This window comes from Kitasatospora sp. MAA4, from assembly GCF_029893355.1.
Taxonomy (GTDB): domain Bacteria; phylum Actinomycetota; class Actinomycetes; order Streptomycetales; family Streptomycetaceae; genus Kitasatospora.
Window position 1 is genome coordinate 44,379 of sequence record NZ_JARZAI010000028.1, and the last position, 12,929, is coordinate 57,307.

Annotated in this window: 11 protein-coding genes; 8 read left to right on the forward strand and 3 right to left on the reverse strand. The window is 71.2% G+C overall.

Translation table 11 applies throughout. From position 1 onward, the window contains the following. Positions 1 to 191 precede the first annotated feature (191 nt). Entirely contained in the window at positions 192 to 1,385 is a 1,194-nt protein-coding gene (gene tuf / locus P3T37_RS29700; protein WP_280727007.1) for an elongation factor Tu, read from the forward strand. Positions 1,386 to 1,539: 154 nt separating this feature from the next. On the opposite strand, the gene rfbC is transcribed toward tuf, so the two are convergent. After that, entirely contained in the window at positions 1,540 to 2,139 is a 600-nt protein-coding gene (gene rfbC, locus P3T37_RS29705) for a dTDP-4-dehydrorhamnose 3,5-epimerase (protein ID WP_280727008.1), read from the reverse strand. Continuing rightward, positions 2,136 to 3,011: a glucose-1-phosphate thymidylyltransferase RfbA gene (rfbA, locus tag P3T37_RS29710; RefSeq protein WP_280727009.1), complete on the reverse strand. Its 876-nt coding sequence runs from the start codon at positions 3,009 to 3,011 to the stop codon at positions 2,136 to 2,138. The genes rfbC and rfbA overlap by 4 nt, the downstream gene beginning before the upstream one ends. Before the next feature lie 84 nt (positions 3,012 to 3,095). On the opposite strand from rfbA, the gene rfbB reads away from it, so the two are divergent. The 7 genes from rfbB (at position 3,096) to P3T37_RS29745 (ending at position 11,211) form a co-directional block, all read left to right on the forward strand. Then, positions 3,096 to 4,073: a dTDP-glucose 4,6-dehydratase gene (gene rfbB, locus P3T37_RS29715; protein ID WP_280727010.1), complete on the forward strand. Its 978-nt coding sequence runs from the start codon at positions 3,096 to 3,098 to the stop codon at positions 4,071 to 4,073. Next, positions 4,070 to 4,987, forward strand: a complete 918-nt coding sequence (gene rfbD / locus P3T37_RS29720) for a dTDP-4-dehydrorhamnose reductase (protein WP_280727011.1) — start codon at positions 4,070 to 4,072, stop codon at positions 4,985 to 4,987. The genes rfbB and rfbD overlap by 4 nt, the downstream gene beginning before the upstream one ends. Before the next feature lie 50 nt (positions 4,988 to 5,037). Then, positions 5,038 to 5,439 carry a DUF2304 domain-containing protein gene (locus P3T37_RS29725; protein ID WP_280727012.1) on the forward strand — a complete coding sequence of 134 codons (402 nt, stop codon included), beginning with the start codon at positions 5,038 to 5,040 and terminating at the stop codon, positions 5,437 to 5,439. Continuing rightward, positions 5,436 to 6,227, forward strand: coding sequence for a glycosyltransferase family 2 protein (locus tag P3T37_RS29730; RefSeq protein WP_280727013.1), 792 nt, complete (start codon positions 5,436 to 5,438; stop codon positions 6,225 to 6,227). Before P3T37_RS29725 ends, P3T37_RS29730 begins: the two co-directional genes overlap by 4 nt. Then, complete coding sequence (locus P3T37_RS29735; RefSeq protein WP_280727014.1) at positions 6,228 to 7,127, forward strand: glycosyltransferase; 900 nt, start codon at positions 6,228 to 6,230, stop codon at positions 7,125 to 7,127. 98 nt (positions 7,128 to 7,225) lie between these two features. Next, entirely contained in the window at positions 7,226 to 8,551 is a 1,326-nt protein-coding gene (locus P3T37_RS29740; RefSeq protein ID WP_280727015.1) for a hypothetical protein, read from the forward strand. Then, on the forward strand, positions 8,548 to 11,211 hold the full coding sequence (locus P3T37_RS29745; protein ID WP_280727016.1) for a glycosyltransferase family 39 protein: 2,664 nt from the start codon (positions 8,548 to 8,550) through the stop codon (positions 11,209 to 11,211). The genes P3T37_RS29740 and P3T37_RS29745 overlap by 4 nt, the downstream gene beginning before the upstream one ends. Before the next feature lie 76 nt (positions 11,212 to 11,287). On the opposite strand, the gene P3T37_RS29750 is transcribed toward P3T37_RS29745, so the two are convergent. Next, on the reverse strand, positions 11,288 to 12,823 hold the full coding sequence (locus tag P3T37_RS29750; protein WP_280727017.1) for a DUF2142 domain-containing protein: 1,536 nt from the start codon (positions 12,821 to 12,823) through the stop codon (positions 11,288 to 11,290). Between the last annotated feature and the right edge of the window lie 106 nt (positions 12,824 to 12,929).

A 12,929-nucleotide genomic window follows, 5' to 3' on the forward strand; every position in this document is an offset into this window, starting at 1 on the left:
GTCCCGCCATCGGGACTTATCGCAACCTTTAGGCTATTAGGAGGCAAACCCGGCGGGGTCCACCCCGACCCCGCCGGCGTCTCCGCCCCCACCCGCGGGACGGCATGGAGCGCAACCGCGCCCCGTACCCAACCCGATCAAAGACCAACTGACGTCGTACGGCGTACAGAACTGTCCTCAGGAGGACTGCAGTGGCGAAGGCGAAGTTCGAGCGGACGAAGCCCCACGTCAACATCGGCACCATCGGTCACATCGACCACGGTAAGACGACCCTTACCGCGGCGATCACCAAGGTGCTGCACGACGCGTACCCCGACATCAACCCCTTCACGCCGTTCGACCAGATCGACAAGGCGCCGGAGGAGCGGCAGCGCGGTATCACCATCTCGATCGCGCACGTCGAGTACCAGACCGAGGCGCGTCACTACGCCCACGTCGACTGCCCGGGTCACGCGGACTACATCAAGAACATGATCACCGGTGCGGCCCAGATGGACGGTGCGATCCTCGTCGTCGCCGCCACCGACGGCCCGATGCCGCAGACCAAGGAGCACGTGCTCCTGGCCCGCCAGGTCGGCGTCCCCTACATCGTTGTCGCCCTGAACAAGGCCGACATGGTGGACGACGAGGAGATCCTGGAGCTCGTCGAGCTCGAGGTCCGCGAGCTGCTGTCCGAGTACGAGTTCGACGGCGACAACCTGCCGGTCGTGCGCGTCTCGGCGCTCAAGGCGCTTGAGGGCGACAAGGAGTGGGGCGAGAAGCTCCTCGGCCTCATGCACGCGGTCGACGAGGCCATCCCGACCCCGGTCCGCGAGGTCGACCAGCCGTTCCTGATGCCGATCGAGGACGTCTTCACGATCACCGGTCGTGGCACCGTCGTCACCGGTCGTATCGAGCGTGGTGTCCTCAAGGTCAACGAGACCGTCGACATCATCGGCATCAAGACCACCAAGACCACCACCACGGTCACCGGTATCGAGATGTTCCGCAAGCTGCTCGACGAGGGCCAGGCGGGCGAGAACGTCGGTCTGCTCCTCCGTGGCATCAAGCGCGAGGACGTCGAGCGCGGCCAGGTCATCATCAAGCCGGGTTCGGTCACGCCGCACACCGACTTCGAGGCCCAGTCCTACATCCTGTCGAAGGACGAGGGTGGCCGTCACACCCCCTTCTTCAACAACTACCGCCCGCAGTTCTACTTCCGTACCACGGACGTGACCGGCGTCGTGACCCTCCCCGAGGGCACCGAGATGGTCATGCCGGGCGACAACACCGCCATGACCGTCGCGCTGATCCAGCCGATCGCCATGGAGCAGGGCCTGAAGTTCGCCATCCGTGAGGGTGGCCGCACCGTCGGCGCCGGCCGGGTCACCAAGATCATCAAGTAATTGATGCTCTGACCTGCCTGCACGACAGGCTCGCCGCAAGGCAACACAGCGGGCCCGTTCCTCGGAACGGGCCCGCTGTCGTGTGTCCACAGCGTGTGGGAAAGACGATGGGCCCCGCCCCTGCGATGCAGGAGCGGGGCCCGTCGGTGCTTCGTCAGACCGTGCGCAGCGACTCGGTGAAGGCCTGGCAGGCCGCGTAGTCGGGCAGCAGGCCGGTGGCGATCGCCTCGGCCAGCGAGGGGGCGGCCTCGTCGCGGGCGGAGAGCTGCGGCGCGTCGGCCGGCCACTCGATGCCCAGCTCCGGGTCCAGCGGGTGCACCGAGTGCTCCGCGGTCGGGTTGAAGGTGGTCGAGCAGAGGTACGAGAGCGTGGCGTCGTCGCTCAGCGCGCAGAAGCCGTGGCCCAGGCCCTCGGGGATGTAGACGGCCCTGCGGTCGGTCTCGTCCAGCCGGACGCCCTCCCACTGGCCGAAGGTGGGCGAGCCCACCCGCAGGTCGACGATGACGTCCAGCACGGCGCCGCGCACGCAGGTCACGTACTTGGCCTGGCCGGGCGGCACGTCGGCGAAGTGGATGCCGCGGACCACGCCGCGGGCGGAGACCGAGAGGTTGGCCTGCGCCAGGTTCAGCGGGTGGCCGACCACCTCGGCCAGCCGGTCGAAGCGGTACCACTCGGTGAACAGGCCGCGCGGGTCCCCGTGCAGCTGCGGAGTGATCTCGATCGCACCCTCGATACCGAGTTCGCGGAACTTCACCGTGCGTTCTCCTCGTCCAGCAGGGCCAGCAGGTACTGGCCGTACCCGCTCTTCAGCAGCGGCTCGGCGAGCTCGCGCAGCTTGGCGGAGTCGATCAGGCCGGCCCGCCAGACCGCCTCCTCGATGCAGCCGATCTTGAAGCCCTGGCGTTCCTCTATCACCCGGACGAACTCGGTGGCCTGCACCATCGAGACGAAGGTTCCGGTGTCCAGCCAGGCCGTGCCGCGATCAAGGATGGTGACGTGCAGCTCGCCCGCCTGAAGGTAGGCGTCGTTGACCGCGGTGATCTCCAGTTCGCCGCGGGCGCTGGGCTTCAGGCCGCGGGCGATCTCCACCACCCGGTTGTCGTAGAAGTAGAGGCCGGGCACCGCGTAGCGGGACTTCGGCTGCTCGGGCTTCTCCTCGATGGAGATCGCCTGGCCGTGCTCGTCGAACTCGACCACGCCGTAGGCCGTCGGGTCGGCCACCGGGTAGGCGAAGACCCGGCCGCCGGGGGAGTCGGTGTGCTCGGCGAGCCGGGTGCCCAGGCCGCTGCCGTGGAAGATGTTGTCGCCGAGGATCAGCGCCACCGACTCGTCGCCGATGAAGTCGGCGCCCAGCACGAACGCCTGGGCGATGCCCTCCGGGCGCTCCTGGACGGCGTACTCCAGCCGCAGGCCGAACTCCGAGCCGTCGCCGAGCAGCCGCTCGAACTGATCGCGGTCCTGCGGCGTGGTGATGATCAGAATTTCGCTGATCCCCGCCATCACCAGGGTCGACAGCGGGTAGTAGATCATCGGCTTGTCGAAGACCGGCAGCAACTGCTTCGACACCGCACGGGTCAGGGGCCACAGACGAGAGCCGGTACCGCCCGCCAAGAGAATTCCACGCATGCGTGCAGCCTAGGCGATGACACGCTCCGGGCCGCCGGGGCGGGGTCCGTCCGGACACCTGCGCGACGGTAGGATACGCACACTATGCGCATCCTTGTGACCGGCGGCGCCGGCTTCATCGGTTCAGAGTTCGTCCGCCAGTTGCTGGGCGCGGACGCCACGGCCCGGATCACCGTTCTGGACAAGCTGACCTACTCCGGCGTGGAGGCCAACCTCGCGCCGGTGGCGGGCCATCCGGGTTACGCCTTCGTCCAGGGCGACATCTGCGACCCGGTGGTGGTCGATCAGGTGATGGCCGGTCACGACGTGGTGGTGCACTTCGCCGCCGAGTCGCACGTGGACCGTTCGATCGAGGGCGCCGGCCCGTTCGTGCTGACCAACGTGGTGGGCACCCAGGTGCTGCTCGACGCGGCCCGCAAGCACGGCGTCGGCCGCTTCGTCCACGTCTCCACCGACGAGGTCTACGGCTCGATCGCCGAGGGTTCGTGGACCGAGGAGTGGCCGCTGCAGCCCAACTCCCCGTACTCCGCCTCCAAGGCGTCCTCCGACCTGCTCGCGCTGGCCTACCACCGCACGCACGGCATGGACGTGGTGGTGACCCGCTGCTCCAACAACTACGGGCACTACCAGTTCCCGGAGAAGGTCATCCCGCTCTTCACCACCAACCTGATCGACGGCCGCAAGGTCCCGCTGTACGGCAACGGCGGCAACATCCGCGACTGGCTGCATGTCTCGGACCACTGCCGCGGCATCGAGCTCGTGATGCGCGGCGGCCGGGCCGGTGAGGTCTACAACATCGGCGGCGGCACCGAGGTGACCAACAAGGAGCTGACCGGCCTGCTGCTGGACGCGGCCGGCGTCGGCTGGGAGATGGTCGAGTACGTCGAGGACCGCAAGGGGCACGACCTGCGGTACTCGATCGACATCGGCAAGATCCACGAGGAGCTCGGCTACAGCCCGCAGGTCCGCTTCGAGGACGGCCTCGCGGCCACCATCGCCTGGTACCGCGACAACCGCGACTGGTGGGAGCCGCTCAAGGCGAAGGCGGCACTGGCCAAGTGACGACGAACTGGCTGGTGACCGGCGCGGCGGGGATGCTCGGCCGCGACCTGCTGTCGGTGCTCGGCGCCGACCCCGAGGCGAAGGTCACCGCGCTGCGGCGCGCCGACCTCGACATCACCGACCCGGCCGCCGTGCGCGCCGCGGTCGAGGGCCACCAGGTGGTCGTCAACTGCGCCGCGTGGACGGACGTCGACGGCGCCGAGAGCGCCGAGCAGGCCGCCACCGCCGTGAACGGCACCGGGGTGCGCCACCTCGCGCAGGCCTGCGCCGACACCGGCGCGGTGCTGCTGCACGTCTCCACCGACTACGTGCTGCCCGGCGACGCCGAGCAGCCGTACGAGGAGAACGCCCCGACCTCGCCGGTCAACGCCTACGGCCGCAGCAAGCTGGCGGGCGAGCAGGCGGTGGCCGAGCTGCTGCCGCAGACCGGTTACACCGTCCGGACCGCCTGGCTCTACGGCGAGCACGGCCCGAACTTCGTCGCCACCATGCTCAAGCTGGCCGCCCAGCGCGACACCCTGGACGTGGTGGACGACCAGCACGGCCAGCCGACCTGGTCCCGTGCGCTCGCCGAGCGACTGGCCGTGCTCGGCCGGGCCGCCCTGGCCGGCCGCGCGCCGGCCGGCGTCTACCACGGCACCGCGACGGGCCGCACCACCTGGTTCGGGCTGGCGCGCGAGGCCTACCGGCTGAGCGGGCTCGACCCCGAGCGGATCCGCCCGACGACCTCGGCGGCGTTCGCCCGTCCGGCGGTCCGGCCGGCCTTCAGTGTGCTCGCCCACGGACGCTGGGCCGAGGCCGGTCTGGAGCCGCTCGCGCCCTGGCAGGAGATGCTGGCCCAGGCGCTGCGCGAGCCCGGTTTCCTCGAACTGGTACCGCAGGCCGACCGAATGCGCATTCCCCCCTTGCCCTAGGCTGACCCCACCGCGAGGCCCGCCCCTGCGCTCGAAAGGCGCCACCTGCCGTGCAACTCTCCATCCTCACCTCGATCACAGGTCTCCTGGTGCTCGGGTACATCCTCGAGCTGCTCCGCCGGCAGCAGCTGCGCGAGAAGTACGCGGCGATCTGGCTGCTCATCGGCCTGCTCGTGGCGCCGCTGGGGTTCTTCCCCGACCTGCTCGACTCGACGGCGAAGAGGCTGGGCGTCGCTTCCGGTGCGAGCCTGGTGCTGTTCGCCGGATTCCTGCTGATACTGCTGGTGAGCCTGCACCTGAGCTGGGAGGCCAGCCGGCTGGAGGCGGAGACCAGGACGTTGGCCGAGGATGTCGCGCTGATCCGCGCGCATCTGGTGGCCCATGGCGGATACCCCGCTTCAACGCCGCGCGCGGCCGCTGCCGACGCCATCGACTCAGAGGTGCTCTCGTGATCGACGACCGCCGGGTCCTGATCATCCTCCCCGCCTGGAACGAGGAGGAGGGGCTGCCCTCCGTCCTGGCCGAGATCCAGCGCCAGCTGCCGTACGTGGACACCCTGGTGGTGGACGACGGCTCCACCGACAACACCTCCGCCGTGGCGTTGGCGGCCGGCTCCGCGGTGGCCCGGCTCCCGTTCAACCTGGGCGTCGGCGGTGCCATGCGCTGCGGCTACCGGTACGCCAAGCTGCACGGCTACGACATCGCGATCCAGGTCGACGCCGACGGCCAGCACGACCCGTCGTACGTGCCGACCCTGCTGGCCCAGCTGGACGAGGTCGACCTGGTGATCGGCGCCCGCTTCGACGGCGAGGGCGACTACCAGGTCCGCGGGCCGCGCAAGTGGGCGATGAGCCTGCTCTCCGTCGTGCTCTCCCGGATCGCCCGGACCCGGTTGACCGACACCACCTCGGGCTTCCGGGCCTGCAACCGCCCGATGATAGAGTTCTTCGCCCGCTGGTACCCCGTGGAGTACCTGGGCGACACCATCGAGAGCATGGTGGGCGCGGCCCGACTGGGCTTCAAGGTCCGCCAGGTCCCGGTGGCGATGCGCGCGCGCACCACCGGCCGGCCCAGCGCCTCGCCGTTCCGCGCGATGGTCTACCTCGCCCGGGCCGGTCTGGTCCTGCTGCTCGCGATGATCCGCCGGATGCCGGAGGACCTGAAGGCGATAGCCCCGGGCACCCCCGCGTACGCGGCCAGCAAGCAGCGTGCGGCGCAGCAGCTCCCGGTCGAGGCGTAGATGAGCACCCCTGGCCGCTTCGAGATCCTGCTGCCGTACTACGGCGACGTGCCGCTGATGCAGGACGCGGTGCGCAGCGTGCTGGCCCAGGACGGGGACGACTGGCGGCTCACCGTCGTGGACGACGGCCAGGAACCCGGTGTCCCGCAGTGGTTCGCCGACCTCGCCGACGACCGGGTGCGCTACTTCCGCAACGAGCAGAACCTCGGCGTCACCGGCAACTTCAACCACTGCGTCTCGCTCGCCGAGTCCGAGTACCTGGTGCTCATGGGCTGCGACGACATCATGCACCCGAACTACCTCCAGGTGGTCCGGGCCGCGCTCCAGCGCGACCCCGAGGCCACCATGGTGCAGCCGGGCGTCCAGGTGATCGGCAGCGACGGCCTCCCGTACGACACCCTGGGGGACCGGACCAAGCGCAAGCTGTACGCGCCCAAGGGCCCGGACCGGGCGCTGCTGGGCGGCCAGGAGCTCGCACTGAGCCTGCTGCGCGGCAACTGGCTCTACTTCCCCTCGATCTGCTGGCGGACCGACGCGGTCAAGCGCTTCGGCTTCCGTGCGGACCTGGGCGTGATCCAGGACCTCGCGCTGGTGATCGACCTGCTGGTCGACGGTGCGACCCTGGCGATCACCCCCGAGGTCTGCTTCAGCTACCGGCGGCACGCCGAGAGCGAGTCCTCCGCCAAGGCGTTCACCGGCCAGCGCTTCACGGAGGCCAAGCGGTTCTTCCTGGAGACCGCGGACCGCCTGGACGCCTTCGGCTGGCCCACCGCCGCCAAGGCGTCCCGCCTGCACCTCTCCTCCCGTCTGCACGCACTGACGCTGCTTCCGGGCGCGGCCAAGCACGCCGGCCGTCCCGGTGTCGGTGCGATGCTCCGGCACTCCCTCGGGAGTCGCTGACCGAGCTCGGTCACGGCCTGTCTCGCTCCGGACCGCTGGGGGTCGGTGGGAGTGCGACGGACCCCTCACTGTCCGCTGAATCCCTGGAAGCGTGCTTGATGAACCCCCTGGCGAAACTGCTCAAGGCACTGCCGCCCGGCACCCAGGTGGTGGCCGGCGGCACGGTGGTGCTGGGTGCCGCCTCGTACCTGCACATCGCGGCGGCCGGCCACAGCCTGTCCAAGCAGGACATGGCAGGCGTGTCGCTGCTGTGGACCCTGGTGATGTCGGTGGGCATCGGGCTCTTCTTCCCCATCGAGCAGGAGCTCACCCGGATCGTGGCGGCCCGCGCGGTGCGCGGCGAGGGCGCGGCGCCCGTGCTGCGCCGGGCGGCCCTGCTCACCGCCGGCATCCTGGTGGTGGTGCTGGGCCTGATCGGGGCCTTCGCCCGCCTGATCGCCGACCGGCTCTTCAGCGGGGACATGCAGCTCGTGCTGGCCCTCGGCGGCGCCTTCGTCGGGATGGCGCTCTGCTACGTGACGCGCGGCATCCTCGCCGGGCTCGGCCGGTTCACCGCGTACGGCGTCCAGCTGGCCATCGACGGCGGCCTGCGGATCGTGCTCGCGGTCGGCTGCGCGCTGGCCGGTGTGCACTCGGCGCTGGCCTTCAGCCTGATCCTCTCGGTGGCGCCGCTGGTCGCATTGGCCTGCACCCTGCCGGTGACGCTCAAGGCGGCCCTGCCGGGCGCGCCGATCGCCTGGTCGGAGCTGGTCCGCGGGCTCGGCCTGCTGATCTGCTCGACGCTGCTCGCCCAGGTGGTGGTCAACGCCGCGGTGGTGAGCACCAAGCTGCTGGCGCCGACCCAGGTCGCGCTGGTCGCGGCGCTGCTGAGCGCGCTGGTGCTGGCGCGGGTGCCGCTGTTCGTCTTCGGCTCGTTGCAGGCCTCGCTGCTCTCCGGGCTGTCCAGCTCGGCCGCGGCGGGCGACCACCCGGGCTTCGTGAAGATGCTGCGCAAGACCGGGGTGGTCGTGCTGCTGCTCGGGCTGTCCGGGGGAGTGCCGGCGGCGCTGCTGGGCCCCTGGCTGATCCAGGTCCTGTTCAAGTCCGCCAACGTGCTGAGCCACCTCGACTTCCTCTGGCTGGCCGCCGGCACCACCTGCTACATGCTCGCGATGGTCCTGGGCCAGGCGCTGATGGTGCTGCACCGCCACCGCTCGCAGCTGCTGGCCTGGGTGCTGGCCGTGGCCGTGCTGGTCGGGGTGACCCTGCTGCCGGGCGACATCGCCACCCGGGTCTCGGCGGCCTTCGCGGCGGGCTCGCTGGTCGCCGCGGCGGCCATGGTGCTGATGCTGCTGCGCAGCCCGGCGGTGCGCGGCACCGCGGTGCCGGACGCGGTGGCCGGCCCGCAGCCGACGGCGGCCCGCGCGAACTCGGGCTCCGCGTGAGCGGCAGCAGCGGAGCCGCGCTGCGCGAGACCCGCGACCCGTCCGTCCCCGAGCAGTCCGGTCGGCGCGGGCGGGTTCGCGCGGACCGGCGGACGCTGCTGGTGCTGGGCCTCGCCGCGCTGGTCGCGGTGGTGCTGCCGCTGGGGCTGGCGGTCGCCTCGGGCAGCCTCTCGATCCCGCACAACGACGCCTGGGCGTACAGCCGGATCGCGCAGACCTTCGCCCGCACCGGGCACATCCAGCTGCTGAGCTGGAACCGCTCGGCGCTGATCGGCCAGTTCATCGTGCTGGGCCCGCTGGCGGCCTCGCTGACCGTCCAGCAGCTCTACGTCGCACTGCTGGCCCTGGTGGCGCTCTACGCGACGTACGACCTGCTGGTGCCGAGCATCGGCCGCCGGCGCAGTGCGTTCGCCGCGCTGACCATGGCGGTGTGGCCCGGCTTCGGCCTGCTCTCCACCACGTTCATGGCCGACGTCCCGGCGCTGGCCGCGATGACCCTCTCGCTGACCTTCGGCCGCCGGGCGCTGGCGCAGCACTCCACCCGGATGCTGGCCCTCTCGATGGCCTTCGGCGTCTGGGGCGTGACCATCCGCGAGCAGGTGCTGGCCGCCCCGGTGGCGGTGCTGCTGGTGCTCGCGCTGCACGCCCGGCGGCGCGGCACCTTCCGCCGGCGGGTGCTGATCGCCAACGGCGCCGCCTTCGGCCTCGCCGTGCTGGCCTTCGAACTGTGGCGCCGCTCCCTGCCGGACGGCGACCCGCCGCAGATCGAGTCCCCGCACCTGCTGCTGCAGACCCTCGTCCACACCTCGGTGCAGGCCTACTTCACGCTGGCGCTGGCGGTGGTCCCGGCGGTCTTCCTGGTGGCCAGGCCGTGGACCTGGCGGCGCGGGACCTGGCTGGTCGCGCTGGCGGTCGCGGTCGTCGCGGCGCTCACCGTGGCCGACTACGGCCAGCTCGGCTTCTTCCTGCCGAACTACATCGCCCCCGGCGGCCCGTACTGGGGGGCCGGCAACGGGGTCCCCTCGGTCTTCCCGCTGAGCGCCTGGCCGCTGGTGGTCACGCTGGCCTGCGTGTCGGGCGTCCTGATGGCCGGCGTGCTGGTGCGCCGGATCCGCGACCTGGACCCGCTGCTGGGCGTCTTCGCGCTGCTGGTGGTCCTCGGCACGTTCGGCGCCGAGACGACCGGCCAGTCGGTCTTCGACCGCTACTGCCTGATGGTCATGGCGCCGCTGCTCGCGGTGCTGCTCGCCGAGTCGCGCACCCCGGCGCCGGGTCGGCTGCACACCGCGCAGCGCACCGTCGCCGGCCTGCTGACGCTGGTCGTCACGCTGTTCTCGCTGGCCATCACGGCCAGCGGCATGGCGTACGACACGGTGCGCTGGCGGACCGCGCAGCGGCTGGCGGACGCGGGCGCGCCCGTCGAGCACATCGACGCCGGTCTGGAGTGGAACGGCACCCACTCCTCGCAGCGCCTGGCGCTGATCGGCATGATCGAGTTCCCCTCGATGGTGCCCTGCTTCCTGGAGACCGCCACCCCCGAGAAGACCGGCAGCCCCTACCAGGTGGTCCACTACCGGACCTTCGGGCTGTTCGGCTCCTCCGATCTGCTGGTCTACAACCAGGACCTGACGGCGTGCGGGACGCACAACGGCACCACGGCCGTCACCACCGAGACCGGCGTGACCTCCACCGCCCGGATCGATGCCCAGGGCGCCCTGTGGGTGGCCAACCAGGCGGACGCCGGCGGCCCGTTCACCGGTTGGACCAGGATCGGCACGGGCGGCGGCCTGGCCGGCGCCCCGGCGATGCTGGTCTCCGTCGCCGCCAGCGGCACGCAGAGCGTCTTCGTCCGGACGGCCGGCGGTGCGATCGGGTACTACTCGCACACCGTCTCCGGCTGGCAGGACCGCCAGCTGCTCTCCGGCGGCCCGGTGTTCGCCGGCGACCCGGCGGTCGTGCTGACGCCCGCAGGCGGCATGTCGGTCTCTGCGGTGGACACCGCGGGCGACGTCTGGGTCGACACCCAGGTGCTCCCCGGCACGCCGTTCGGCGGCTGGCAGCGGATGAGCACGGGCGGCGGCCTGGCCGGCACCCCGGCGATGCTGGTCTCCCCGGCCGGCGGCGGGACGCAGAACGTCTTCGTCCGCACCGCGCAGGGGGCGATCGGCTACTTCGGCCAGTCCGGCCCGAGCTGGCGCCCCCGGGCCCTGCTGCCCGGCGGCCCGGTCTTCGCGAGCGACCCGGCGGTGACCCTGACCACCAAGGGCGGCATGTCGGTCTCCGCGGTGGACACCGCGGGCGACCTCTGGGTGGACAGCCAGAAGGTGGCCGGCGAGGCCTTCACCGGCTGGCAGCGGGTGAGCACCAGCGGCGGCCAGCAGGGCACGCCGGCGATCGCGCTCTCCTCGGTCCGCGGCGGGACCGAGAACCTCTTCGCCCGGACGGCCGACGGCACGATAGCCCGCTTCGAGCAGAACGGCTCCGGCTGGCACGACCGGCAGCTGCTGGTCGGCGGCCCCGCCTTCGTCCGCGGACCGGCGGTCACGCTGGACGGCAACGGCACGATGACCGTCACCGCGGTGGACGCGACCGGCGCCACCTGGGCGACCGGCGAGCAGGTCCAGGGCGGCCCCTTCAACGGGTGGGTCAAGATCTCCTGAGGCAACGCGAAGGAGCCCGGCTCGCAGACGGTGTCTGCGAGCCGGGCTCCTTCGCGTTGCCCGCGGTGCGGTCAGCTCACGGGCGGACCGGGATCCGGGGCGAGAGCTCCTGGCCGGTGGTCGCGTCCGGGGTGCCCGGCTGCGATCCGGCGGCCGGGACGCCGGGGACGCGCTGGACCGTGCGGCCCAGCAGCGGCCAGACCAGCGCGAAGGCGGCGACCAGGTAGAGCACGGTCCACAACTCCCAGCCGTAGGGCGGGTTCCAGTCCATCTTGGCCATCGCCTGGAGGTTGACGTTGCCGATTCCGTTGCGGCGCAGCGCCCAGTAGAACGCCGCGACGTTCGCCATCGCCAGCGAGACGCCGACCGTGAGCGGCAGCCGCAGCTGGGGCAGGCTGCTCTCGGGCAGCCGACGCGAGATGACCATCGCGGTCAGCAGCGGCAGGCCGACGGCCAGCGGCAGCAGGTAGCGGCCCTGCCAGATCTCGCCGAGCTTGCCGGCCTGCAGCAGCATCGCGACGATCGGGATGATGAACAGGGCGAAGGTGGTGCCGAGCACGGCGAAGATCTCCCGGCCCTTGCCGTACATCAGCGCCAGGGTGCCGATGGCGCAGAGCACCCCGCCCCAGATCAGGTAGGTGAGGAAGGGCGCCGGGGTGTCCAGCCAGCCGAAGTTGCCGATCATGCCGTGGAAGTAGTCCGAGGACTGGATGATCGTGTCGTGCAGGATGCGCTTGTGGCCCAGGTGCGCGTCGATGTACGAGTGGTCCGGGTGGGTGTGGCTCCACAGCAGCGCCAGCGCGGTGGCCAGCACGCCGATCCCCGCGGAGATCCGGACGCCGGTGCTGCGCAGGATCTCGCGCAGCGCCTGCCGGTCGGCGACGATCAGGCCGGTGAGCACGGCCCCGGCGATCCAGATCGGGCCGAGCGGTCTGATCTCCAGCACGATCACCATCGCGACGGTGGCTCGGACGAGCCGGCGCCTGAGCAGTTCGGGCCGGTGCTCCATCAGCATGGACAGGATCGCCGTCCAGGCCAGCAGGCCGGCCGCGGACTCGACGCCGTTGGGGTTCACCGCCCCGCCCAGGAACAGCACCATCGGCGTCGCCGCCGTCAGGACGCCGATCTTGACCACCCGCGCGTTGCGGCGCCACTCCGCGGCGGTCACCAGCGCGCTGGCCAGCAGCGCGGCGGTGAAGGCCGCCGAGGCGAGCCGCATCAGGTAGATCGCGTTGGGGCCCGCCACCAGCAGGCTGGGCCACCCCACGAACACGTAGTAGAAGGGGTTGTAGCGCCCGGCCGCGGTGGTCGCCGGCGCGGTCTCGGTGTTGTTGCTGATCTTCGGCGCGCAGGCGGCCGAGTTGAGGTTGTCCTCGTAGCAGTGGTTGTTGCCCTCGAGTTCGCTGTACCACTCCGGCAGGTCGAACTGGGAGTTGGCGAACACCGTCGGGATCCAGCCGACGCTCGACTTGACCATCACCTCGCGGCCGTTGATCTCACCGCGGGCGACCGCGGCGGCCCGGACGATGTGGGACGGCTCGTCCGGGGACCCCACGATGGGCGTCGCGATCGACCACGCGCCGGCCAGCGTGAAGAACAGCAGGAAGCCCATCACCCACAGTCGCCGACGGGAGGCCGCCGGCCAGCTGACGAAGGCTCGAAGTGGGCGCGCGATTCCAGCAGTTCGGGATTCTCGGGATACGTCCGACATGAAGATT